This is a genomic window from Vogesella sp. LIG4 (genome assembly GCF_900090205.1).
GTDB lineage: Bacteria > Pseudomonadota > Gammaproteobacteria > Burkholderiales > Chromobacteriaceae > Vogesella.
Genome location: NZ_LT607802.1, coordinates 656,731 through 681,433 on the forward strand (window position 1 = coordinate 656,731; position 24,703 = coordinate 681,433).

The window sequence follows — 24,703 nt, forward strand, 5'->3', positions numbered from 1 at the left end:
GCCCCCTCTATCAGATGAATTTGGCAAACAGCGTGGCTGCCACCACGGTCACGACCACCAGCACCAGGAAGCGCATCTGGCGCGCCGGGGTGCTGTCGGTTACGCGGGTCGGCACCGGGGTGCTGCCCACGTCGTTCTTGGTGTAGAACGGCATGCCCAGGAAGAAGGCGAAGTAGATGGCAGAGAACACCTGTGCCACCAGGGTACGCAGGTTGGTGGACGGCGCCGCCCCCAGGATACCCAGACCAATGAAGGCGATGATGAACAGCACCAGCATGAACTTGAACTTGGGACCACGGTAACGGATCGACTTCACCGGCGACTTGTCCAGCCACGGCAGGAAAGCAATCAGCACCACGGCGGCACCCATGGCCAGCACACCCCATACCTGGGTACCGGCAAAGGACGGAATGGCGCGCAGGATGGCGTAGAACGGGGTGAAGTACCAAACCGGTGCAATGTGCGGCGGGGTCTTCAGCGGGTCAGCCTGGTCGAAGTTCGGGTGCTCCAGGAAGAAGCCGCCCATTTCCGGCGCAAAGAACACGATGGCGGAGAACACGATCAGGAACACGGCCACACCCAGCACATCCTTCACGGTGTAGTACGGGTGGAACGGGATGCCGTCCAGCGGCTTGCCGTCCTCGCCCTTCAGCTTCTTGATTTCCACGCCGTCCGGGTTGTTGGAACCCACTTCGTGCAGTGCGATCAGGTGAGCCACCACCAGTGCCAGCAGGATCAGCGGAATGGCGATCACGTGCAGCGCGAAGAAGCGGTTGAGGGTGGCATCGCCAACGACGAAGTCGCCGCGGATGAACACCGACAGGTCCGGGCCGATGACCGGAATGGAAGAGAACAGGTTCACGATCACCTGCGCGCCCCAGAACGACATCTGCCCCCACGGCAGCAGGTAGCCCATGAAGGCTTCGGCCATCAGGCACAGGAAGATCAGCGTGCCGAAGATCCACACCAGCTCACGCGGCTGCTTGTAGGAGCCGTAGATCAGGCCGCGGAACATATGCAGGTACACCACCACGAAGAACATGGAGGCGCCGGTGGAGTGCATGTAGCGGATGATCCAGCCGCCCGCCACGTCGCGCATGATGTATTCGACCGAGGCGAACGCCACCGGGATGCCCGCAGCGTTCAGCGAGGCATCCGGTTTGTAGTTCATGGTCAGGAAGATACCGGTAACGATCTGGATCACCAGCACCAGCATGGCCAGCGAACCGAAGAAGTACCAGAAGTTGAAGTTCTTGGGTGCGTAATACTCGGTGACGTGCTCCTTCATCATCGAAGACAGCGGGAAGCGATCGTCTACCCAGTTCAGCAGTTTTTGCCCTTTGCTCATGGTCTCGCCCTCGCTTATTTGTCTTCGCCGATCAACAGACGGTTGTCAGCCAGATATTTGTGCGGCGGAATTACCAGGTTCTTCGGTGCCGGCACGCCACTGAATACGCGGGCAGCCAGGTCAAACTTGGAACCGTGGCACGGACAGTAGAAGCCACCTACCCATTTCGGGCCCAGGTCGGCCGGGGCGAGGTCGGGACGGTAAGTCGGGGAACAGCCCAGGTGGGTACAGATGCCCACTGCAACCAGCAGGCCGGGCTTGATGGAGCGATGCTTGTTCTTGCAGTACTCCGGTTGCTCGGAAGCTTCGGAGTTCGGGTCAACCAGGTCCGGCTCGACAGAAGCCAGGTTCTTCAGCTGCTCCGGCGTACGGCTTAGCAGCCATACCGGTTTGCCACGCCATTCAACGTTGATCTTCTGGCCCGGCTCCAGCTTGCTGATATCAACTTCGACCGGCGCACCTGCCGCCTTGGCGCGCTCGGACGGCGCAAAACTCATCAAAAACGGCACGGCCACACCGGCCGCCGCTACACCACCAACCGCGCTGGTGGCCACCGTCAGGAAACGACGGCGCCCCGCATCAACGTGTTGTTCACTCATTACAGTCATCCTCAAACGTGGAAACCGAGCTCTAAACTTGAAACTTTACGATTCTACCCGAATACAACTTGCAACTTGAAGCGCATAAGCAACAAATTGCCTTAATGCCAGTGGGGGCATGTTGTTAAACCGGATTGAACAGATCGACAAAGCTAACCTGCAGTGCATGTTCCGCAGCTAGCCACTCACCCAAGGCTTTTACACCATATCGCTCGGTCGCATGATGACCTGCCGCAATAAATGTAACGCCGTACTCTTGCGCCAGGTGATGATTCTGTTCCGAGACCTCTCCGGTCAGAAACGCATCCCCCCCCATCGCAATCGCCTGTTCAAAGTAACCCTGGGCACCGCCAGTGCACCAGGCAAGCCGTCGCAATTTGCGATCGGCCGGCCCCAGCACCAGGGGCTCCCGCTCAAGTCTCATCGAAAGCTGAGTTGCAAACGCCGCCACCTCCATTTCTTGTGACAACTGCCCCTGCCACAACAGCGGCTCGTCTGCCGACGGCGCCGCATCCACAATCCCCAACAGCCTGCCCAGTTGGGCGTTATTGCCCAGCTCCGGGTGCGCATCCAGTGGCAAGTGATAGGCCAGCAAGCTGATGTCACTTTGCAACAGCGTGGCGATACGCTGCCGCTTGATGCCGGTAATCGCCGCCGACTCACTTTTCCAGAAATAGCCGTGATGCACCAGGATGGCGTCCGCCTTCAAGCGTACCGCCTCATCCAGCAAAGCCTGCGAAGCAGTCACCCCGGCCACCACGTGACGCACCTGGCTGCGCCCTTCCACCTGCAGCCCGTTGGGGGCGTAGTCCTTGAAGCGCCAGGGCTCCAGCTTCTGGTTAAGAATAGCTACCAGCTGCTGCAATTCCATAGCTCGCTCTCCTTGAATCATCTTGCACCCATTGTGCCAGAGCCACCACAACAATGCGGCCAACCCTGCAAAAGGTTGGCCGCAAAGAAAAACCCCGCAGCAAGCTGCGGGGTTTTTTGCTCGGTGAGGGAGCAGGCAGATTACATCATGCCGCCCATGCCACCCATGCCGCCCATGTCCGGCATGGCCGCGGCCGGCTTGTCTTCCGGCAGCTCGGCGATCATGCAGTCGGTGGTCAGCATCAGGCCGGCTACGGATGCAGCGTGCTGCAGCGCGGAGCGGGTTACCTTGGCCGGATCCAGCACGCCCATTTCGATCATGTCGCCGTATTCGCCGCTGGCAGCGTTGTAACCGAAGTTACCTTTGCCTTCCAGCACCTTGTTCACCACCACGGACGGCTCGTCGCCGGCGTTCTGCACGATCTGGCGCAGCGGCGCTTCGATCGCCTTCAGGACGATCTTCACACCGGCAGCCTGGTCGGCGTTGATGGTTTCAACAGCATCAACGGCAGCGCGAGCGCGCAGCAGGGCAACGCCACCGCCAGGTACCACGCCTTCTTCAACGGCAGCGCGGGTAGCGTGCAGCGCGTCTTCAACGCGAGCCTTCTTCTCTTTCATTTCCACTTCGGTGGCAGCGCCAACCTTGATCACGGCAACGCCGCCAGCCAGCTTGGCTACGCGCTCTTGCAGTTTTTCACGGTCGTAGTCGGAAGTAGCGGCTTCGATCTGCTGACGCACTTCGGTCACGCGAGCCTGGATGGCAGCAACGTCGCCGGCGCCGTCGATGATGGTGGAGTTTTCCTTGCCCACTTCAACGCGCTTGGCTTGGCCCAGCATTTCCAGGGTAACTTTTTCCAGGGTCAGGCCAACTTCTTCAGCGATAACGGTACCGCCGGTCAGCACAGCGATATCCTGCAGCATGGCCTTGCGACGATCGCCAAAGCCCGGAGCCTTGACAGCAACAACCTTCAGGATGCCGCGGATGGTGTTCACCACCAGGGTAGCCAGCGCTTCGCCTTCAACATCTTCGGCGATGATCAGCAGCGGACGACCGGACTTGGCCACTTGCTCCAGTACCGGCAGCAGGTCGCGGATGTTGGAGATCTTCTTGTCGAACAGCAGGATGAACGGATTGTCCAGTGCGGCAATCTGCTTTTCCGGGTTGTTGATGAAGTACGGGGACAGGTAGCCGCGGTCGAACTGCATGCCTTCCACTACGTCCAGCTCGTTGTGCAGGCTCTTGCCATCTTCAACGGTGATCACGCCTTCCTTGCCCACTTTTTCCATGGCGTTGGCGATGATTTCACCGATATCGGAATCGGAGTTGGCGGAGATGGAGCCAACCTGGGCGATTTCCTTGGTGGTAGCGCACGGCTTGGCGATCTTGGCGATCTCGCCCACCAGGGCAACCACGGCCTTGTCGATGCCGCGCTTCAGATCCATCGGGTTCATGCCGGCGGTAACGAACTTCATGCCTTCGTGCACGATGGCCTGAGCCAGCACGGTAGCGGTGGTGGTACCGTCACCGGCCACGTCGGAAGTCTTGGAAGCCACTTCCTTCACCATCTGCGCGCCCATGTTCTCGAACTTGTCCTTCAGTTCAATTTCCTTGGCAACGGAAACACCATCCTTGGTGATGGTCGGTGCGCCGAAGGAGCGATCCAGTACCACGTTGCGGCCTTTCGGGCCCAGAGTCACTTTAACGGCATCAGCCAGAATGTTGACACCCACTACCATCTTGGCGCGGGCGGAATCACCAAAGCGTACGTCTTTAGCAGCCATTCTCATTAATCTCCAGAATCTGTATTAAACGGTTGTAATGGGTCGGATTACTCGACGATGCCCATTACGTCTTCTTCACGCATTACCAGCAGCTCCTCGCCGTCAACCTTTACGGTCTGGCCGGAGTACTTGCCGAACAGCACCTTGTCGCCTACCTTCAGCTCCAGGGCACGGCGCTCGCCGTTTTCCAGGATCTTGCCGTGGCCCACGGCCACAACTTCGCCCATGTCCGGCTTCTCGGCAGCAGCGCCCGGCAGAACGATGCCGGAAGCAGTCTTCTCTTCAGCTTCAAGGCGCTTGATAACAACACGGTCGTGCAGAGGGCGGATTGCCATTGATCTCTCCTGATGAATCAGTAGCTATGTAAACGATGATCTAGCTTGTGGGTGGGCAGGGATGCATCGATTAGCACTCCCTGCTTGCGAGTGCTAATCATATGGGAGGGGACACCGGCTTTCAAGGGGCACTCTACAACTTACCTCCCTCCTCCAGACATGCTACGGCGTATGGCATAATGAGCTCTTGCCAGCCGTGTATTCTCCATCGAAGAAATTTCGCGCCATGAAGCCCACCTCTCTACCACCACAGTTCCACCTCATACCACATCGCTCACATGCTCACCTTAGTCACGCCACACCAAAGAAAGTAGAAAGGCTTGAAACACAAACGGCACGTGGAGAGAAATCATGATCCTTGTAACAGGCGGTGCAGGCTACATTGGTACTCACACATGTGTACAACTACTGGAGGCCGGCTACGATGTACTAGTGTTGGACAACTTCTCGAACAGCACACCGGAAGCGCTAAGGCGGGTAGAGCTGATTACCGGACGCCAAGTACACCTCATGGAGGGTGATCTGCTCAACCCGCAACTACTGGATCTGGTATTTCAATCCCCGATCAAGGCAGTCATCCATTTTGCAGGACTCAAGGCAGTTGGTGAGTCTGTAGAACAGCCACTCGCCTATTACAATAACAATGTTGCTGCCACACTCATGTTGCTGCAGACAATGCAACAACATGGCGTAAAGAACCTAGTGTTTTCATCCAGCGCTACCGTATACGGCGAGCCTGCAAGTGTCCCCATACGCGAAGACTTTCCCTTATCTGCAACCAACCCGTACGGCCGCAGCAAGTTAATGGTTGAAGATATACTGCGTGACCTTGCCCACGCTAGTCCCGAATGGAATATCGCAATACTGCGCTATTTCAACCCAGTAGGTGCACATGTAAGTGGAATGATTGGGGAGGATCCCAATAGCACTCCAAACAATCTACTGCCTTTTATCAGTCAGGTTGCCATTGGCAGGCAGGCAAGTCTCAATGTGTTCGGCGCCGACTATACTACACCTGATGGAACAGGCATAAGGGACTACATCCACGTAGTTGACTTGGCAGAGGGTCACCTCAAGGCCCTGCAAGCTTTGCAAGACAAAGGAGGGATAATTACTGTCAACCTAGGAACTGGCAAAGGCTATTCGGTACTCGACGTGGTAAAGACCTTTGAAGCAGTAAGTGGCAAAACAGTACCGTATGAAATTGTACCCCGTCGTCCCGGCGACGTCGCAGCGGCATGGGCAGATCCCTCTGGGGCATATGAAATACTAGGTTGGTACGCACAGAGAACTCTCCAAGAAATGTGTGAAGATGCATGGCGTTGGCAATGTCAGAATCCTATCGGTTACTCTTAAATTTTATTTATGAGCCCCCAGCAATATGACAATTGATACCACACTACGCTCGTCGAAACAGGAACAGGGACATTGCCTCTCTTGACCGGCCCCAATGTCACTGATTCGAATCAGTCCATTACCAAGAGAATTTGTCACGGAAAACGGAAAATTTCGCAGACAAGAAATAAATATCCAACCTCACGGCATAAAATGGAATAGGCATGCTCAAAAAAATACTCATTGCTTTTGGCACACGACCTGAAGCCATTAAAATGGCCCCACTGATCCGCACTCTAAAAAAAGACCCACGCTTTGAAATTAAAGTTTGTGTAACTGCACAACATCGCCAAATGCTCGATCAAGCTTTAGAGCTATTTCAGATTCGGCCAGACTTTGATTTAAATATCATGCAACCGGGCCAGGATCTAACCGATATAACCAATTGTGTCCTACAAGGTATGAAGGGTGTTTTAACACAATGGCGACCGCATATTGTTCTGGTCCATGGCGATACTTCGACCACCATGGCAGTAAGCCTTGCCGCATATTACCAGCAGATTGCCGTAGGACATGTAGAAGCAGGCCTGCGAACAGGGGAAATTTACTCTCCCTGGCCAGAAGAAATGAATAGAAAAATTGCCAGCTGCATCAGCACACTTCATTTCGCACCAACAGAAACAGCCAAGAATAATTTACTTAAAGAAAATATTAAGCCATCATCTATTCACGTCACAGGCAACACGGTGATAGATGCATTGCTTGATGTAGATAGCGTCGTTCGAAATGATAAAAAAATCAACCAACTCCTCACAAAGCAATTTTCGTTTCTTGACCCTCAAAAAAAACTCATACTAGTCACCGGGCATCGTCGAGAAAATTTCGGGGAAGGATTCGATAAAATATGTAAAGCACTTTCCACAATAGCAAAAAGAGCTGACATACAGATTTTATATCCAGTCCACTTGAACCCAAACGTTCAAAATCCAGTAAAAAAAACATTGGGAGCCCAATCAAATATCCACTTGATTGAGCCACAAGATTATTTACCATTCGTGTATCTTATGGGTCGAAGCTATTTAATTTTAACTGATAGCGGCGGCATTCAAGAGGAGGCTCCAGCATTAGGCAAACCCGTCCTTGTGATGCGAGAAACTACTGAGCGTCCAGAGGCGGTTGCTGCAGGGACTGTCAAGCTAGTCGGGACCGAGCCTGAATTAATTTTACACGAAGCAATTAGGCTTATTGATAGTCCCGTTGCATATACAGAAATGTCTCGTGCACACAACCCGTATGGCGATGGGAAAAGCTCTCTTTACATTAGAGATATCTTAGTGAAAACACAACTTGAATGACGCTGAAATCTCACCCATGACTATCACCATCCTCACACCAACATTCAACGATGAAGTTCATTTATCTTCACTAATACATTCTGTTCTATCACAAGACTACACCGAATGGCAGTGGATCATCATCAATGACGGCTCAACAGATAATACGCATTTCCGATTAAATAAATTAGCGGACTCACGCATAAAGGTCATCCACCAGAGTAATACTGATCAACTTAATGCCCTGCTTGCTGCCGTACCATTTATTATGGGTGAATTTATTTGTTTAATGCACTCAGATGATTACTTTGTCAGCAACACAACACTGCGAGAAGTGGCTGACAGGCTACATCACCTGAAGTGCGACGGAGTATATGCCGATTATAAATTAATAGATAAAAATGGTAACGACAGCGGATTCTTACATGTGCCAACGCAATTAAACACAAAAATTTCTCGAAAAATTATGATAGGAATGGGAGGAAATCCAATAGGCGACCCATTCTTTGTGCGGCGCAATGCATTTTTTAGCCATGTATTACCAAACTATATAAAACAAAACACCATTTATTATCTAAATTATTTTAACTTGAAACCGCTATATTTACAGAAAATTGAGCCTTGGTACTGTTATCGAGTTTTTGATGAAAATTACATTCACTCAGACATCGGCAAATTTGTTGCACTATCCGGCCAATTCCGAACCACATCGCGCATCCTGGCCGCTGGCTTTGATTTTTCAGGCAACACTGCTTGGGGTTATTGTTTTTTTAGGATATTTAGGAAAATCTCGATAACCCCACCAAATATACTGAAAGTCCCTTGCGAACTTGGTGCTTTCCAATATTTCATATATTGGGCCAAAGACCTGGAAAGATATGGCTATCCCGAAATACTAATAGACATGGCACGAGCAATTGGAAAATCATTCAAATCAAAAAATAAAAAACAGCATAAATGTCTCAAAATAGTGCTATCACGTGAACTAGAGTACACCCCAGCAGATGCAAGACAATTTTACAAGGATCATATAAAAGGAAATGTGCCAGAAATATATTATTCATTAATTAAAAGCGACTATGATTATATAGAAGTAAAATCATACGAAGAAAAAATTAAACTACAAAAAATCCTTGATTTTCTATCACTACAGTATTTTATTGCAATAAACTCACCATGAAAATTCTATTAGTTTCCCAAGACAACTCCGAAAAGCTAAATATAGGCGGAAAGCACATTCACCAAAATTTGTTAATAGCGGCTTGGCGAAAACAGGGACATGAAGTTCGCACCATTTTCCCTCGCCCTCAAAAAATCACAATGCCAATATGGACACGTATTATATTTCGAATTAGTCGAACATGGTCGACTTTCCCTGTATTTTTTTTCAAAAAATATCTAAGAAAAATAAAAAATGAACTGATTCATAATTTACATCAGTCCATGACGGATTTTTCACCCGATTTAATTAGCGCTCAAGACCCCATGGCAGCCGTTGCTTGCTCGGCTGCTTTACAGCCACATAAGGGAGCACTCCCACGTATAGCACTCACTCTACATGGATATTATACGTGGGAAATGATAAATTATGGCTATTATGGTGAACATAACAAACCTACAATAGAAAAAATCGGCTTTGAATTGGAACGTGAGGCTTTAGAGAAAGCGAATTCTGTTATCACTGTAGATAGTCGAATTCGGGATTACCTACAAACGCAACATGGCTTTACGGAGCCTGTGGATGTAATTTTTAATGCCATAAATATTGAGCCGTTTCAACAGCCTATAAATCAAGAAGTAATGCACCTGCAAAAGAGACTCGCACCGAATGGAGAAAAAATAATTTTAATAGCCCGTCGTCTAGTATTAAAAAATGGTGTACATGTAGCCATCTCTGCCATTGCGCTTTTGATACCACTGAAAAAAAATATTCGCCTCATAGTTGTCGGAGACGGGCCAGAAAGTTTTAATTTACAGTCTCAAGCAAAAACATTAGGCATTGAATCTTACATCGACTTTATCGGTAACATCGACCATAGCGACATTCACAATTATTATAGAGCTGCAGATATTTTATTGATGCCATCAATTCCTTCCGATGGAATTGAAGAGGCCACATCGCTTAGCATGCTTGAAGGAATGGCCGCAGGAAAACTGGTAATTTGCAGTGCCATAGGAGGAATGAAAGAAATTATCATTCACAAAAAAAATGGATACCTTGTTAAATCTAACAACCCACAAAATCTATCAGAACTTCTAAATGATTTATTAGAAACCCCCCCCGATCAGCTAGATGAAGTGTGTACGCAAGCTAGACAGTTTGCTTTTGACAACCATGACTACAACAGCCATGCCCGGAAAATACTTTCCAAGATGAGCCAAAATTGAATTTCTTATTTTCATATCGACAGGGTCAAGGTACGGCTAGAAAAATATTATTTTTTAGCGAGAACGCCAATAAAGGCTTAGGGTATTTGCGTAACCTTATCATTAGTTGGAGCATTGGCTTCTCTAATCTCAGCGATCTATACTTTTTTATTTTTGGGATAGCCACATCAGTTTCAAGTATTTTGAGTGGCGCATTGAGTGCAACATTTATTCCCTATTCCCAACGATTAGGCAGTCGGAACAAGCGAAGATTGCTAGGAGTGATAATAATAGCATTTACTATTATCTATCTGGCAATCACAATATTTGCATGCATTTTAATGATTGCTTTCTCTCCGAACCGATCATTACAGGCACTATCCACTCACTCAATGGGCGTAATGATAATATCAGGTGTAATCCTCACCTTCTTATTTTTCCAATTAATTCAAATTGCCGACGAATACTTCAAATCTAGAAGAAATTTTCTTTTCGGAGCTTTAAGTTATTTAACCATCAACGGCATAGCAATCATTATTCTATATTGCTACTTAAACAAAAATATATGGCTCATAGGATGGGCATCCATTCCTCCAGCTGCCTTTATTTGCATAACTATCTACAGCAAACTTAATCTAGTACTTTTTAATGGGAAAGACAATATAGCACCTTATTTGCGGCAAACTTTTCCATTAATAATTAGTGGGTCGATGGGAATGATTAACGTTTTCATCGATAGATGGTTTGCAGCAGGCTTTCCGGAGGGTCGTCTCAGTATTTTGCAAACAGCTCTACTTTTAGTTACCCAGCTAGGAGGGGTTCCTATTAATCCATCAATTAATTCCGCCTATCCATTCATATCCTCCCTTTATAAAAAAAACGACATGGAGAAGGCCATTATCACGATTAGAACGGTAGAGAAACGAATTATATCTTGGCTTACTATTTTTACTATTGGGTATGTCCTTCTAGGCGAAAAAATTATTCGTATTTTCTATCATCACGGCCAAGTAAATCTCAGCAATATTCATGACATTCATCGTATCGGAATTGTATACTTACCAGTACTATGGTATTCAAGCTTAGTTAGCCTCTATTTACGAATATTATATTGCAATCAGATTATCCGATTTCCAGCAATTTGCAGCGCTGCTGTCATTATTTTCAATATTGCTCTCAACTGGTTATTTTCTGAATGGCTTGGTTGGCAAGGTCTAGCATTGGCAGCAGCGGTATCTGCCGGAGTCTACTATCTTTGTCTCGCCGCTTTTTTACGCAAAATAAATCTATACAATGCCAGCACTTTGCATGTCATATTAATTAATATTCCACCTATTTTAATGTTTATTCCTTTTATTGAGAAATTCAATATATGAAAGTTGGCCTAGCTCGGTACCCATACATCACCCCATCCCTCCGAGGTGGAGACAGTACACTGTTTGATCGTATTCAGCAGCTCTATGAAGAACATGGCCATGATGTAAAAAACATTACGTACAGAAGGCCCGGCCATTTTTTAATAAACGGTCTCCCCCCCCCAATAAGGCGAGCATTACTCTGGCTAATAGATCTAATGCTTCCTGCATTTTTTTCTTTTCAAATCAAAAAACTACACTCCGCCTATGACATTATATTGGCCGATAGTTCTATTATAACCAACGTCGGTGACATGAATGTTATTTCTATCGTTAACATTGATTATCAAGCCTATGAGGATGCATTGAAACAGCATCTTCCATTGCGCAGCCGAATAAAATTAAAATTCTCAAAATTTTTCCAAAACTCTGGTGCTAAGCATTATCCATCTATAGCGGTTTCCAATTTTGTCACATCAACTTACAAAAAAAAAGGGATCAATGTACTAACAACGATCAGTAATTCGATACAAGAAAGCAACCGCATTAATCATGCACCAACATGGAACGGTCGTTTTATTTATGCAGGAAGTGGTTCATTTTTTGGAAAAGGAATAGATATATTAATTCAGTTAGCCAAACGTGGGCTTGAGATAGATTGTTATACTGATGCAGTATATGATGGTTTAAAATCATTCCCACCTCTACCGCGTAAAATTCTACTAGATCGTTACCGGGATTACTGTATGCTAATTTTCCCAAGCCGTTATGAAAGTTTTGGGTTTGTTCCACTAGAAGCGATGTCTGCTGGTCTCCCAGTTCTGTTAAGGCGAACAGGTATCGGCTGTGATTTAGAAAATGAAATCCCTGAGTTTATATTATCATCAACAGATGAAAAAATCGCTGATGAAATAATGGAAAAAATAGCTCTTATTAAAAATGATTATGAAAATTTTTCTCGCCGCGCCCAAGAATTTTCTAAAAATTTCTGCGAACACGCTAATTTTGATAGTGCTTGGTTGAGATTACTTCAATATCATGCCAAAGGCCAAAAATAGCAATGACTGACAAGATTATTTTTTTACGTAGTCAACTCCCAAAAACTGATAGTCGCCTACAACGCTATTTGCAGGCAGTTGAACTGCTTGCTGGTGAGAGTATCATCGTGGGCTGGGATCGAAGCAATAGTACGCGGCCAGGACTTAACGAGTTTCTTTATAAAAGAAAGACTCGTATAGGAGGTGGATGGGCTAATCTTATGTCACTACTCTGCTGGAACTACTTTATTGTCTGTAAACTATGGCAGCTCCGTAAAAAGTATCATACCATTCATGCAATTGACCTTGATACTGCTATCCCAGCACTAATTTTTGCCAATATTCTTCATAAAAGATTAATTTTCGACATTTATGACAAATACACTGATTCTCGGCATTTTCCTGCAGTTCTGAGATTTTTTGCTGATAAAATTGAGCGCACATGTGCGAATCGCGCTAGCAGCTTAATTCTGGCAGATGAATGCCGCCGGGAGCAGCTAGAGCTTCCTCATCGGGAAAGCATTGTAATATTAGAAAATATACCGGCCCCCATTCAAGTACAGCCCATGCATATACATAAACCCGGCAACATTAAAATTACACTGGCATATGTTGGCATACTAGAGCCTCAACATCGGGGGCTTGAAGATTTATTGCGGGTAGTGGCTAATCGAGACAGTGTCCAATTACTTATCGCTGGGGATGGAGGATTAAGAAAATTCATTGAAGAATATGCAAGCAAATACGAGCACATCCGCTATTTTGGACCAGTCGGCCGCGAAAAAGCGATGGGAATTCTTGCAAGCTGTGATATACAGGTGGGGCTATATTATAAAACCATTCGCAACCACTACTTCGCCGCCCCTAATAAATATTATGAACATTTAATGATGGGAAAGCCGCTAGTCACAACAGTCGGTACTCCACCGGGTGTAAAAGTGCAATTATTTAATACAGGATACGCGCTAAATGAAGGGCAGCTGCCATTATCCAGTTGGTTAAACACCATAAATCCAAACGAAATAAAACTAAAAGGAAGTAATGCATTAAATTTATGGCAGAGCAATTATTCAGATTATTTCAACACAACTTTTTTATTAAATTATAAAAAATGCCTTGGCTATGATATCGACAAAATCTCAATCAACCAGAAAAAATAGACATGCCTATAAACATATATTATACAATTCTTCAAAATTACCAGCGCTCTTTACCCTATTTACACTGCGAAAATTAATTTCCCAAATTTCAACATGCAAATAATTTATGTCATAACAAAAGCAGAGCGAGGTGGAGCACAATTGCATGTACTCAACCTTATCCAACATCAACTCAAGCAAGGGCATAATGTATTTTTATTATGTGGCACAGAAGGCTTTCTTACAGAAAAGGCTACAGTTTTGGGAGCACAGGTTATTTTATGCCCGGAAATAATTCACCCAATTCATCCATTACATGACATTAAGGCACTTTTTGTAATTAGACAGCACCTTAGACGCCTCGCGCCAAACCTTGTCCATGCGCATTCATCCAAGGCGGGCATACTGACTCGCTTGGCTTGTTATATTGAAAAAATCCCATGTGTTTTTACTGCTCACGGCTGGGCATTCAGTGAAGGAGCCTCACTTGGGCAAAGATTACTCGGCAAGGCACTTGAAAAGTGGATTGCCCGCCTTGGCCAATCGATCATCACAGTTTCCGAGTACGACCGGCAGCTGGCAATCTCCAAAAAAGTTGCCAAACCAAGTCAACTTTTTACGATACACAATGGCATAGAAAGTATTACTTTTCCATCTCAATCCGAAAATGTAAGGCCCAAAAATACCTTAATTATGGTGGCACGTTTTGCCAAACCTAAGAATCCAAAGCTTTTGCTAGAGGCAATGCCATTACTTCCAAAGAATGTCCATTGCATTTTAGTTGGTGATGGCCCCAGTCAATCTCAGTGTAAAAAACTAACGACTAAGTTAAATATTGAATCCCGCATTGAATTTACGGGAGAAAGTGATAATATCCCTGCCTTACTGGGGTCAGCTTCAATATTTATTCTTTTATCTCATCATGAAGGACTTCCCCTCGCGATAATAGAAGCAATGCGCTCCGGGCTCCCAGTGGTCGCCAGTGATGTTGGGGGCATTCCAGAACTAGTTGAAGATGGAGTGACTGGCTTTCTAGTACCACGTTATGCCAAGCCAAAAACAGTAGCATCCCTTGTACTAAAAATTCTGAATGACTCTGAATTACTAGAAGATATGGGGAAAGCAGCTAGAAAACGTTACCTAATGCACTTTACCGAGAAAATTATGTTGGACAAAATTAATAACGTTTACCAAAATGTAATCGATAATTATTAGTCTTCCACTATTGACAATACAACTTCACTTCATACGGGCGTGTACTGAATTTTGTGTAAATGGACTATTGGCAGGAAACTGCCGTCTTATTCGGAGACACAATGAACATGTAAGGAGCACAACGAACCGGAAGTGTTACTAGCCGCCTGCTAGCCGACTACCAGAAACCCGAAAGTCTGATTGGCGAGAGCGACCTACTCAAGCAGTTGACTAAGCTATTGGTCGAGAAGCCACGGGATGCCGAAATGGTCACGCAACGAGCGCCACAGCAAACACGAGTCGTATGGTAAATGCCAGCCGCAATACCCGCAGCGGCAAGAGTAGGATACGGATTAGCAACCCATCGACCAGTTTTGGCGCCAAGCTTCAACTATCTTCCGGAGATTAGTAAGGTGATCTACACCGCCAAAGCCATCGAGTCGGTAAACATGAGCCAAGCAGACCATGAAGCGCAGTTCATTCCCGAATGGAGGGGCGTTACAGAAGCTATTCTACCTGGCGCTGAAAACATCAGCTGAAAGTGGAGCATGTCGATTCGGAATTGGACGGCTGCGCTGACTCGCTTTTACAACTAGTTCAAGGAACACATCCTCAAGCATAACCCTAACCCCATTTACATAAAAATTCTGACATGTCTTTCATACCATTACCATAGCTGGGTATAACACCGAATATGGTTATGTCTGCATTAAAAAATTTCATTTTATTTTCGATACACCCCTCGCCCCAACTTAACATTAGAGAGATTTTTCCGTAGTACCAGTGCACGAGGGGCTCGGAATGTAACTAATCGGCGATATACCCACACATAGCCAATGACAAATAAAATTGCACTCACTTGCAGCGCCCACTCTACTTTCCATAGCAGTAATGCCGGTGTAATCGAGAACAATGCTACACCCCATAAATATGGTGCTGTCAAACTATTACGTCGCGTAAGGTGAGAGACCTCACGACTACCTACCATCCAACGCACCAGTCGTTTGTATACCAACATATGAAAATGCAGCCCATCAGGTAGGCCGGGGGACATTTTACGCAAAAATTTTTTCCGCCATATTGAGAAAATTGTTTCAAATACAGGGTAAATTAGTACCAGAAATGGAAACCATGGGGAAACAACTCCTGGATGGCGAGCAACCAATAATACGGCAAGTTCTGCAAGCATAAAGCCTGCTAAATATGCCCCTGCATCGCCTGCAAATATCATGCCCTTAGGAAAATTCCAGACTAAAAAACCAAGTATCCCTCCAGCCAGAGCAAGACAAACTGCCAATAATGGTAGGTCACCTACTGCCAGTGAAACATAGGCAAGTGCACCAGTCACCGATAAGACAACCCCCCCCATAAGGCCATTGTATCCATCAATTATATTGATGGAATGGCATACCCCCCCCACGGCAAACACTGTAAAGAGCACAGCAACGGCGGGAAATATCTGCAGCAAATAGTCCACTCCAATTATTCCCAGCTTGGGCAATATGCACCCGCTAAGCCATGCGGCCAACCCTGCTGAGGTAAAAGCAGCCAGTAACCGCCACAATGGGGACACCCGCTTGGTCATGTCCTCTGTTAGACCAGCTAAAAACACGGGTATACTCGCCAACAACAGGTTCCCAAACAGCTTACCCACATGGTCATGGGCCAGTTGTGATACTAGCGCGGCCAACAATACTCCCAAAAACAGCGGAACCCCCCCGATACGAGGGGTCGGGTTGACATGAAATTTTTGCACACCACTACTGTTATCCATACTCAGCCGGGCATGAAGATGTTGAGTACGGATAAGGGCGATGCACACCAGAAGACTGACAACTAGAGCAGCGATGAATATGGAAAGCAGCATAGCGAATAAAGTAGATAGAATTACCACTTGTCGTGGGAGCTACAGGGACAGGACGAATTGTATCTCATCATTTCTACATCAACGTATTTCGTGATGATTACCTGTAAATAAAAATGGCACTTGCTTTAGCAAGTGCCGGTTTAACGCATCACCGCTAGCGGCTACCACACCTGCAGGTAGCTCAACATCCCCTCCGCCGCCTGGCGGCCTTCGAACACGGCGCGCACCACCAGGTCGGCTCCGCGAACCTGGTCGCCGCCGGCGAAGATTTTCGGGTTGCTGGTCTGGTAGTGGAACGCACCGTTGCCCTTGGCTACGGTGCGGCCGTTGGCCGCAACGTTGATGCCCTGCCGTTCGAACCAGCTGGCGGCCTCGGCCTGGAAGCCGAAGGCGATGATGACGTGATCGCACTCGATCACTTCTTCGCTGCCCGGCACGATTTCGGCGTTGCGGCGGCCCTTGGCATCCGGTGCGCCCAGACGGGTTTCCGCCAGTTTCAGGCGCAGGCTGCCGTCAGCGGCCTGTTCGATGCCCATCGGCTGGCGGTTCCACAGGAATTCCACGCCTTCTTCGCGCGCGTTGCCCACTTCGCGCTTGGAGCCCGGCATGTTGGCTTCGTCGCGGCGGTAGGCGCAGATCACCTTGCTGGCGCCCTGGCGGATGGAGGTGCGGTTGCAGTCCATGGCAGTGTCGCCACCGCCCAGTACCACCACGCGCTTGCCTTCCATCGATACTGCGGCTTCGCCGGCCGGCAGGGTATCCAGGCACTGGCGCACGTTGTTGATCAGGAACGGCAGCGCTTCCAGCACGCCCGGCAGGCTTTCGCCTTCAAAGCCGCCTTTCATGTACTTGTAGGCGCCCATGCCCATGAACACGGCGTCGTAGTCTTCCAGCAGCGTTTCGATCTCGATGTCGCGGCCGATCTCGGTGTTGAGGCGGAACTCCACGCCCATGCCTTCCATGATCTCGCGGCGGCGTTTCACCACTGCCTTTTCCAGCTTGAACTCGGGAATGCCGAAAGTGAGCAGGCCGCCGATTTCCTCGTAGCGGTCGAACACCACCGGGCGCACGCCGTTGCGCACCAGCACGTCGGCACAGGCGAGGCCGGCCGGGCCGGCGCCGATCACTGCCACCTTCTTGCTGCTCCACACCACTTTGGACATGTCCGGACGCCAGCCGGCCTTGTAGGCCTCGTCGGTGATGAATTTCTCGATGCTACCGATGGTTACCGCGCCAAAACCGCCCTGCTCCAGGGTGCAGGCGCCTTCGCACAGGCGATCCTGCGGGCAGACGCGGCCGCAGATCTCCGGCAGGCTATTGGTCTTGTGCGACATTTCCGCCGCTTCGAACAGCTTGCCTTCCTTCACCAGCTTCAGCCAGTTGGGGATGTAGTTGTGTACCGGGCACTCCCACTCGCAGTAGGGGTTGCCACAGGACAGGCAGCGCCCCGCCTGCTCGCCGGCATCCACCGCATGCAGCGGCGTGTAGATTTCTTTGAATTCGATCTTGCGCACCGCGACTTCCACCTTGTCGCCGGGGTTGCGCGAGAGCTTCATGAACTGGAAAACGTCACCCATGATTCCGTTCCTCCGGCATGCGGCCAACGTTGGCCGCAAACCGTTTCCTTTTTAGTCGAGCGCCCGACCGTTCAGCCTTGCTGCCGCAGCGCAGCAGCAGGGTCGAGCGGACGCATTAGGGGGCGGACATCCCGCCCGTCCCTTTTAGAGCCTATTCACGATCTGCTGCGCGTCGGCGATACGGCGTTAAAAACGTCTTCGGATTGCTCATTTACCACTTGTAAACTCCGCTTCCTCAGCCGTTTTCGCCTTGTCTCGCCCTAGCTCGCTAGATCGTGAACACGCTCTTAGTCCTTCAGCAGGCTGTCGAGCTTGGCCGCCTTCGGCTTCACCAGCCAGAAGTAATCGACGTAGTCGTCGAAGTTCTCCAGCATGGCGCGGCCGGTTTCCGAACCGGTGAGCTCCACGTGCTTGGCAATCTTCTCCAGCAGGTAGGCACGATACATACCCATGGCTTCGCCGTTGATCAGGTGGATGTCGATCAGCTCGTTGTTGTAGCGGTAGGCGAAGCGCTCTTCCGGGTCGTAGACGAAGGCGAAGCCACCGGTCATGCCGGCACCGAAGTTGTAGCCGGTTTCGCCCAGCACGATCACGCTACCGCCGGTCATGTATTCGCAGCAGTGGTCACCCGCGCCCTCGATCACCGCCAGCGCGCCGGAGTTGCGCACCGCGAAGCGCTCGCCGGCCACACCGGCAGCGAACAGCTGGCCGCCGGTGGCGCCGTACAGGCAGGTGTTGCCGACGATGATGGACTCATCCGGCTTGTAGGCGGCGTTCTTCGGCGGGTAGATCACCACGCGGCCACCGGCCATGCCCTTGCCCACGTAATCGTTGGCATCGCCTTCCAGCTCCAGGTGCAGGCCCGGGGCGTTCCACACGCCAAAGCTCTGGCCGGCGGCACCCTGGAACTTCACCTTCAGGCAGCCGAACGGCAGGCCGGCCGCGCCGTGCACGCGGGCGATCTCGCCGGACAGGCGGGCACCGATGGAGCGGTGGGTGTTCTCGATGCGGTAGGACAACTCCAGCATCTGCTTGTTGTTGATCGCTGGCAGCGCATCCTGCAGCACCTGCTCGGCAAACTCACCCTTGTCGAACGAGGGGTTGGAGTCGCTTACGCAGAAGCGCGGCACACTGTCCGGCACACTGCCTTGCGACAGCAGCGGGGAGAGGTCCAGCTTCTGCTGGCGGCCGGTGGCGCCGTCACGCAGGGCCAGCAGATCCATGCGGCCGATCAGCTCTTCCATATTGCGCACGCCGAGCTTGGCCATCCACTCGCGGGTTTCCTGGGCGATGAACAGGAAGTAGTTCATCACCATTTCCGGCAGGCCGATGAAGTACTTGGAGCGCAGCTTCACTTCCTGGGTGGCCACGCCGGTGGCGCAGTTGTTCAGGTGGCAGATACGCAGGAACTTGCAGCCCAGCGCAATCATCGGGCCGGTGCCGAAGCCGAAGCTCTCGGCGCCCATCAGCGCGGCCTTGATCACATCGAGGCCGGTCTTCAGGCCGCCGTCGGTCTGCACGCGCACGCGGCCACGCAGGCCGTTGGCACGCAGCACCTGCTGTGCTTCGGTGAGGCCCAGCTCCCACGGGCTGCCGGCATATTTCACGCTGGTCAGCGGGCTGGCACCGGTACCGCCATCGTAGCCGGAGATGGTGATCAGGTCGGCATAGGCCTTGGCCACGCCGGCGGCAATGGTGCCCACACCCGGCTCTGCCACCAGTTTCACCGATACCAGCGCCTTGGGGTTCACCTGCTTCAGGTCGAAGATCAGCTGTGCCAGATCCTCGATGGAGTAAATGTCGTGGTGCGGCGGCGGCGAAATCAGGCTGATGCCCGGCTTGGAGCAGCGCAGCTTGGCGATCAGCGGCGATACCTTGTCGCCCGGCAGCTGGCCGCCCTCGCCCGGCTTGGCGCCCTGCGCCACCTTGATCTGCAGCACTTCGGCGTTCACCAGGTAATGCGGGGTGACGCCAAAGCGGCCGGAGGCCACCTGCTTGATCTTGGACATCTTCTCGGTGCCGTAGCGCACCGGGTCTTCACCGCCTTCACCGGAGTTGGAACGGCCGCCGAGGCGGTTCATGGCGGTAGCCATCGCCTCGTGCGCTTCCGGCGACAGCGCGCCCAGCGACATGCCGGCGGAGTCGAAACGCTTGAGGATGCTTTCCACCGGTTCCACTTCGTCGATGGAGATCGGGGTGATGCCGTCCAGCTTCACTTCCATCAGGTCGCGGAACATGGCCACCGGGCGGGTGTTTACCAGCTCGGCGTACTGCTTGTAAGCGTCGTAGTCGGTGTTCTGCACGGCCTTCTGCAGCATCTGCACCACGTCCGGGTTGTAGGCGTGGTACTCCTCGCCATGCACGTACTTGAGCAGGCCGCCGTGGGTAACCGGGCGCATCGGATTGAACGCCAGCTTGGACAGCTTCTTCTGGTCGTCCTCGAAGTCCTCGAAGCCGGCGCCGGAGATGCGCGATACGGTGCCCTTCAGGCACAGTGCCACCACGCTCTCATGCAGGCCGATACCTTCGAATAGCTGAGCGCCGCGGTAGCTGGCGATGGTGGAGATGCCCATCTTGGACAGCACCTTCATCAGGCCCTTGTTGATGCCCTTGCGGTAGTGCTGCAGCGCCTCGTTGACGCGCAGGCTCACGTCACCGGTCTGCACCAGGTCGACGATGGTCTGGTAGGCCAGGTACGGGTATACCGCGGTGGCGCCGTAGCCGATCAGCGCGGCCATCTGGTGCGGGTCGCGCACGGTGCCGGTTTCCACCAGGATGTTAGCCTTGCAGCGCAGGCCGCAGTCGATCAGCGCGTGGTGCACGGCGCCGGTGGCGAACAGTGCGTGGATGGGCAGACGGTTGGCCGCAACGGTGCGGTCGGACAGCACCACGATCACGCTGCCTTCCTGTACCGCTTCCACCACGTGGCTGCACAGCTTGCGGATGGCGTCTTCCAGATTGCTTTCCGCCGGGTCGTAGCACAGGTCGAAGGTAGTGGCCTTCAGGTAGGCTTCCGGGCGGCTGGTGATGCGCAGGAATTTCTCGCGCGACAGCACCGGGCTGCGCACTTCCAGGCGCTTGGCATGTGCCGCGGTCTCCTCGAACATATTCAGTTCGGGGCCGAACACGGTGTTCAGCGACATCACGATGGCTTCGCGGATCGGGTCGATCGGCGGGTTGGTCACCTGGGCGAACTGCTGGCGCAGGTAGTCGAACGGCGAGCGTACTTTCTCGCTCAGCACCGCCATCGGGGTGTCGTCACCCATGGAGCCCACCGCCTCCTGGCCGTCTTCGGCCAGTACGCGCAGGATCTGGTCGCGTTCTTCGAAGCTGATGTTGAACAGCTTCTGGAAGGTGAGCAGTTGCTCCTTCGGCCAGGCTTCCAGGCCGGCGTCGTCCTCGATGGACAGCTCCAGGCGCGAACCGGCGTCCTTGATCCACTGGCGGTACGGCTTGGCGGACTTCAGCTGGGCGTCGATGTCTTCCGGGTACAGTATCTCGCCGGTCTGCAGGTCGGCCGCAAACAGCTGACCCGGCTTCACGCGGCCCTTCTTCACCACGTCTTCCGGCTTGTAATCCCACACGCCCACTTCCGAGGCGATGGTGAGGATGTTGTCCTTGGTCAGTACCCAGCGCGCCGGGCGCAGGCCGTTACGGTCCAGCATGCAGCCGGCGTAGCGGCCGTCGGTCAGCACGATGCCGGCCGGGCCGTCCCACGGCTCCATGTGCATGGAGTTGAATTCGTAGAAGGCGCGCAGGTCCTTGTCGGTGCTGTCCACGTTCTGCCATGCCGGCGGCACCAGCAGGCGCAGCGCGCGGAACAGCGGAATGCCGCCCATCAGCAGGCCTTCCAGCATATTGTCCAGCGACATGGAGTCGGAGCCGTCGGTCTGCACGATGGGGCGGATGGCGTCCATGTCCAGGTGCGGCGAGGTCATGATGCGCTCGCGGGCACGTGCCCAGTTGCGGTTGCCCTGTACGGTGTTGATTTCACCGTTGTGCGCCAGGAAGCGGAACGGCTGCGCCAGCTTCCACTGCGGCCAGGTGTTGGTGGAGAAGCGCTGGTGGAATACCGACAGGCTGGATTCGAAACGCGGATCGGACAGGTCCAGGTAGAACTTGTGCAGGTTCTCCGGGGTTACCAGGCCCTTGTACGACAGCGTATGCGGCGACAGCGTGGGGATGTAGAAGTACGGATCGTCGGCCTTGTTGGCCTTCTCTGCCTGGCGACGGCCCATGTACAGGCGGCGCTGGAAGCCCAGCTCGTCCATGCCGAACGGACAGTTCACGAACACCTGGTGGAAGCTCGGCAGCGACGCCATCGCCTGCTCGCCACAGGCGGCGGTGTCGATGGGCACCACGCGGAAACCGGCCACTTCCAGGCCCTGGCTTTCCAGGTATTCCTTGAGACGGGTGCGGCTGCGCTCGCCATCCTGCGGGTGGCTGAACACCAGGCCTGCGGCGTAGGTCGCCTTCAGCGTAATGCCGGCCTCGGCCGCCACTTCGCGCAAGAAACCATCCGGCTTGCGGAACAGCAGGCCACAGCCATCACCCGACTTGCCGTCTGCCGCCACCGCGCCGCGGTGGGTAAGCTTGGCCAGCGAGGAAATGGCGGTCTGCACCAGCCAATGGGAAGGTTTGTCGTCCAGCTGAGCAATCAGGCCGAAGCCACAGCTGTCCTGTTCGAAATCCGGGCTATAGAGAGTGCCCTCCAGCCAACGCTGTCTGTCCATCGTTTGTCCCTGCTTATAATGTGAAGCGAATGCCTTCGATTCTAAGGTCAAGATAGCTGACCTGCAACCGCTTTTTGTGCGGCGCATTACATCAATAAAATCAAAAACTTATCTAACAATTTTTGCAATTTTCGCACACGTCATGTGCGACGATGTTTTCGTTTACGGGACATCAAGCTTCAAAAAAACGACAGCGCAAATTTGTAATTCAACCCCTACAAAATATTGGATTTCAAATATTGTCAAACAATAAACAAATGACATCGCAAACCGCCAGTTCCGCCGGCTCGCCGCTGTTCCGCCAGCTGGCAGAACAGGCACTGGCACGCTCGGCCGGCGCCCCGTTGGTAGCGGGTAACCGGGTGGATGTGCTGTTCGATGCCGAGGCCAATTTTGCGGCCTGGATGGCAGCCATCCAGCAGGCGAACAGCGTAGTGCTGGTGGAGATGTATTTGTTTGCCAACGACGACTTTGGCCGTCAGCTGCGCGACCTGCTGTGCCGCAAGGCGCTGGCCGGCGTAACCGTCTGCCTGCTGTACGACTGGCTGGGCTGCTGGCGCGAGCACTACCGCGGCTTTTTCAAGCCGCTGCTGCAGGTCGGCGCCCAGGTCCGGGCCTGGCAGGCGCCCAGCCTCACCCGCGGCATGCGCGTGCTGGGGCGCGATCACCGCAAACTGATCGTGGTGGACGGTCACACCGCCTTCATCGGCGGCCTGTGCGCCAGCTCGCGCTGGCAGGACTGGCGCGACACCGGCCTGCGCCTCGCCGGCCCGCTGCTGAGCGATGCCATCGCCGCTTTTGCCGACAGCTGGGCGCAGTGCGGCAGCCCGCTGAAACTGCCGCCCCTACCCGCGCCGGAAAACCACGGCAACATCGCGGCGCGGCTGATCGCCACCACCCCGGCCACCGCCAACCTGATGCGGCTGGATCTGCTGATCGCCGGCTTCGCCCGCGAACGGCTATGGCTCACCGATGCCTACTTCATGGGCACCAGCGCCTACCTCACCGCCCTGCAGCATGCTGCGCGCGACGGTGTGGACGTGCGCCTGCTGGTGCCGCGCGCCAGCGACATCGGCTGGATCGCCACCATCTCGCGTACCCAGTACCGGTCGCTGCTGGAGGCCGGTGTACGCGTGTTCGAATGGAACGGCCCGATGGTGCACGCCAAGACCGCGGTGGCCGACCAGCGTTGGGCGCGCATCGGCTCCACCAACCTGAACCTGTCCAGCTGGCTGGCCAACCGCGAAATCGATCTGGCCATCGAGGACGACGGCGTGGCCGCCACCATGGCGCAGCGCTTCCTGCAGGATCTGGACAACGCCACCGAGATCGTACTGGGCGGCAGCCGGCGCCGGCCGGTGCCGTCGCAAGAGATGCTGCGCCGCAGCCGCCTGCCGTTGCGGCAGCAGGCGGTGGTGAGCGCCGCGGCAGCGGCACGGCAGGCGGCGCGCATCGGCGTGGTGCTGGACAGCGCGGTACGCGGCACCCGCGACGTGGACGACAGCGAGGCCAGCGCCTTTCTCAGTATCGGCCTGGTGTTGCTGCTGCTGGCCATCGCCATCGCCGTGTTCCCCTACCTGGCGGCGCTGCCGCTGACGCTGGTGCTGCTGCTGGCCGCCGCCAGCGTACTGCTGCGCGCCTGGCAGCTGTACCGCCGCCGGCGGCGCAAAAAACAACACCCGCCGCCGCGCCCCGCGGCAGCGCCCCCGGCCCGGCAGCCACCGGACGACGCCAGCTGAGCCACCGCCGGGCAGCCAGCTAAACCCATGATGAAAAAAGACATTCGCAACCAGCTACCACGATAGCAGCACCCGCGATGCGGCCCCCTGCC

Annotated in this window: 17 protein-coding genes and 1 pseudogene; 10 read left to right on the top strand and 8 right to left on the bottom strand. The window is 52.5% G+C overall.

Annotated elements, in window-relative coordinates; translation table 11 throughout:
• Positions 1 to 10: 10 nt before the first annotated feature.
• The 5 genes from PSELUDRAFT_RS03045 to groES form a co-directional block, all read right to left on the bottom strand.
• Positions 11 to 1,348 (bottom strand): cytochrome bc complex cytochrome b subunit, encoded by a 1,338-nt coding sequence (locus PSELUDRAFT_RS03045; RefSeq protein WP_088965448.1) that lies wholly within the window; start codon positions 1,346 to 1,348, stop codon positions 11 to 13.
• Between the two features lie 14 nt (positions 1,349 to 1,362).
• Positions 1,363 to 1,947 (bottom strand): ubiquinol-cytochrome c reductase iron-sulfur subunit, encoded by a 585-nt coding sequence (petA, locus tag PSELUDRAFT_RS03050; RefSeq protein WP_088965449.1) that lies wholly within the window; start codon positions 1,945 to 1,947, stop codon positions 1,363 to 1,365.
• Positions 1,948 to 2,071: 124 nt separating this feature from the next.
• Positions 2,072 to 2,818: a Nif3-like dinuclear metal center hexameric protein gene (locus tag PSELUDRAFT_RS03055; RefSeq protein WP_088965450.1), complete on the bottom strand. Its 747-nt coding sequence runs from the start codon at positions 2,816 to 2,818 to the stop codon at positions 2,072 to 2,074.
• A gap of 140 nt (positions 2,819 to 2,958) precedes the next feature.
• Positions 2,959 to 4,599 carry a chaperonin GroEL gene (gene groL, locus PSELUDRAFT_RS03060; RefSeq protein WP_088965451.1) on the bottom strand — a complete coding sequence of 547 codons (1,641 nt, stop codon included), beginning with the start codon at positions 4,597 to 4,599 and terminating at the stop codon, positions 2,959 to 2,961.
• A gap of 47 nt (positions 4,600 to 4,646) precedes the next feature.
• Positions 4,647 to 4,934, bottom strand: a complete 288-nt coding sequence (gene groES, locus PSELUDRAFT_RS03065) for a co-chaperone GroES (protein ID WP_088965452.1) — start codon at positions 4,932 to 4,934, stop codon at positions 4,647 to 4,649.
• A gap of 348 nt (positions 4,935 to 5,282) precedes the next feature.
• On the opposite strand from groES, the gene galE reads away from it, so the two are divergent.
• From galE to PSELUDRAFT_RS19720, 9 genes and pseudogenes are all read left to right on the top strand, one after another.
• On the top strand, positions 5,283 to 6,290 hold the full coding sequence (gene galE, locus PSELUDRAFT_RS03070) for a UDP-glucose 4-epimerase GalE (protein WP_088965453.1): 1,008 nt from the start codon (positions 5,283 to 5,285) through the stop codon (positions 6,288 to 6,290).
• Between the two features lie 203 nt (positions 6,291 to 6,493).
• Complete coding sequence (wecB, locus tag PSELUDRAFT_RS03075; RefSeq protein ID WP_088965454.1) at positions 6,494 to 7,624, top strand: non-hydrolyzing UDP-N-acetylglucosamine 2-epimerase; 1,131 nt, start codon at positions 6,494 to 6,496, stop codon at positions 7,622 to 7,624.
• Between the two features lie 16 nt (positions 7,625 to 7,640).
• Complete coding sequence (locus PSELUDRAFT_RS03080; RefSeq protein ID WP_088965455.1) at positions 7,641 to 8,783, top strand: glycosyltransferase; 1,143 nt, start codon at positions 7,641 to 7,643, stop codon at positions 8,781 to 8,783.
• Positions 8,780 to 9,991, top strand: coding sequence for a glycosyltransferase family 4 protein (locus tag PSELUDRAFT_RS03085; RefSeq protein ID WP_088965456.1), 1,212 nt, complete (start codon positions 8,780 to 8,782; stop codon positions 9,989 to 9,991). The genes PSELUDRAFT_RS03080 and PSELUDRAFT_RS03085 overlap by 4 nt, the downstream gene beginning before the upstream one ends.
• On the top strand, positions 9,988 to 11,346 hold the full coding sequence (locus PSELUDRAFT_RS03090) for a lipid II flippase MurJ (RefSeq protein ID WP_088965457.1): 1,359 nt from the start codon (positions 9,988 to 9,990) through the stop codon (positions 11,344 to 11,346). The genes PSELUDRAFT_RS03085 and PSELUDRAFT_RS03090 overlap by 4 nt, the downstream gene beginning before the upstream one ends.
• A gap of 293 nt (positions 11,347 to 11,639) precedes the next feature.
• Positions 11,640 to 12,383: a glycosyltransferase gene (locus PSELUDRAFT_RS03095; protein ID WP_157725009.1), complete on the top strand. Its 744-nt coding sequence runs from the start codon at positions 11,640 to 11,642 to the stop codon at positions 12,381 to 12,383.
• A 2-nt stretch (positions 12,384 to 12,385) separates the two neighbouring features.
• Positions 12,386 to 13,522: a glycosyltransferase gene (locus PSELUDRAFT_RS03100; RefSeq protein ID WP_088965459.1), complete on the top strand. Its 1,137-nt coding sequence runs from the start codon at positions 12,386 to 12,388 to the stop codon at positions 13,520 to 13,522.
• Positions 13,523 to 13,615: 93 nt separating this feature from the next.
• The gene (locus PSELUDRAFT_RS03105) at positions 13,616 to 14,716 is read left to right on the top strand and encodes a glycosyltransferase family 4 protein (protein WP_088965460.1); all 1,101 of its coding nucleotides are present in this window, start codon (positions 13,616 to 13,618) and stop codon (positions 14,714 to 14,716) included.
• A 353-nt stretch (positions 14,717 to 15,069) separates the two neighbouring features.
• A pseudogene (locus PSELUDRAFT_RS19720) lies at positions 15,070 to 15,291 on the top strand (IS256 family transposase); the annotation flags it as partial.
• Positions 15,292 to 15,419: 128 nt separating this feature from the next.
• Here PSELUDRAFT_RS19720 and PSELUDRAFT_RS03110 read toward each other — a convergent pair.
• From PSELUDRAFT_RS03110 to gltB, 3 genes are all read right to left on the bottom strand, one after another.
• Positions 15,420 to 16,589 (bottom strand): glycosyltransferase, encoded by a 1,170-nt coding sequence (locus tag PSELUDRAFT_RS03110; protein ID WP_231895293.1) that lies wholly within the window; start codon positions 16,587 to 16,589, stop codon positions 15,420 to 15,422.
• A 134-nt stretch (positions 16,590 to 16,723) separates the two neighbouring features.
• Positions 16,724 to 18,139 carry an FAD-dependent oxidoreductase gene (locus tag PSELUDRAFT_RS03115; RefSeq protein WP_088965462.1) on the bottom strand — a complete coding sequence of 472 codons (1,416 nt, stop codon included), beginning with the start codon at positions 18,137 to 18,139 and terminating at the stop codon, positions 16,724 to 16,726.
• A gap of 287 nt (positions 18,140 to 18,426) precedes the next feature.
• Positions 18,427 to 22,872 carry a glutamate synthase large subunit gene (gene gltB / locus PSELUDRAFT_RS03125; protein ID WP_088965464.1) on the bottom strand — a complete coding sequence of 1,482 codons (4,446 nt, stop codon included), beginning with the start codon at positions 22,870 to 22,872 and terminating at the stop codon, positions 18,427 to 18,429.
• Between the two features lie 257 nt (positions 22,873 to 23,129).
• Between gltB and PSELUDRAFT_RS03130 the strand changes: the two genes are divergently transcribed.
• Complete coding sequence (locus PSELUDRAFT_RS03130; RefSeq protein ID WP_088965465.1) at positions 23,130 to 24,611, top strand: phosphatidylserine/phosphatidylglycerophosphate/cardiolipin synthase family protein; 1,482 nt, start codon at positions 23,130 to 23,132, stop codon at positions 24,609 to 24,611.
• Positions 24,612 to 24,703: the final 92 nt, after the last annotated feature.

What these genes read in the sequence shown, in the direction of transcription:
- groL (WP_088965451.1), bottom strand. Translation starts at nt 4,599, where the DNA reads ATGGCTGCTAAAGACGTACGCTTTGGTGATTCCGCCCGCGCCAAGATG.
- petA (WP_088965449.1), bottom strand. Translation starts at nt 1,947, where the DNA reads ATGAGTGAACAACACGTTGATGCGGGGCGCCGTCGTTTCCTGACGGTG.
- PSELUDRAFT_RS03055 (WP_088965450.1), bottom strand. Translation starts at nt 2,818, where the DNA reads ATGGAATTGCAGCAGCTGGTAGCTATTCTTAACCAGAAGCTGGAGCCC.
- PSELUDRAFT_RS03045 (WP_088965448.1), bottom strand. Translation starts at nt 1,348, where the DNA reads ATGAGCAAAGGGCAAAAACTGCTGAACTGGGTAGACGATCGCTTCCCG.
- PSELUDRAFT_RS03105 (WP_088965460.1), top strand. Translation starts at nt 13,616, where the DNA reads ATGCAAATAATTTATGTCATAACAAAAGCAGAGCGAGGTGGAGCACAA.
- groES (WP_088965452.1), bottom strand. Translation starts at nt 4,934, where the DNA reads ATGGCAATCCGCCCTCTGCACGACCGTGTTGTTATCAAGCGCCTTGAA.
- wecB (WP_088965454.1), top strand. Translation starts at nt 6,494, where the DNA reads ATGCTCAAAAAAATACTCATTGCTTTTGGCACACGACCTGAAGCCATT.
- PSELUDRAFT_RS03115 (WP_088965462.1), bottom strand. Translation starts at nt 18,139, where the DNA reads ATGGGTGACGTTTTCCAGTTCATGAAGCTCTCGCGCAACCCCGGCGAC.
- PSELUDRAFT_RS03130 (WP_088965465.1), top strand. Translation starts at nt 23,130, where the DNA reads ATGACATCGCAAACCGCCAGTTCCGCCGGCTCGCCGCTGTTCCGCCAG.
- PSELUDRAFT_RS03100 (WP_088965459.1), top strand. Translation starts at nt 12,386, where the DNA reads ATGACTGACAAGATTATTTTTTTACGTAGTCAACTCCCAAAAACTGAT.
- PSELUDRAFT_RS03095 (WP_157725009.1), top strand. Translation starts at nt 11,640, where the DNA reads ATGAATGTTATTTCTATCGTTAACATTGATTATCAAGCCTATGAGGAT.
- PSELUDRAFT_RS03080 (WP_088965455.1), top strand. Translation starts at nt 7,641, where the DNA reads ATGACTATCACCATCCTCACACCAACATTCAACGATGAAGTTCATTTA.
- PSELUDRAFT_RS03085 (WP_088965456.1), top strand. Translation starts at nt 8,780, where the DNA reads ATGAAAATTCTATTAGTTTCCCAAGACAACTCCGAAAAGCTAAATATA.
- gltB (WP_088965464.1), bottom strand. Translation starts at nt 22,872, where the DNA reads ATGGACAGACAGCGTTGGCTGGAGGGCACTCTCTATAGCCCGGATTTC.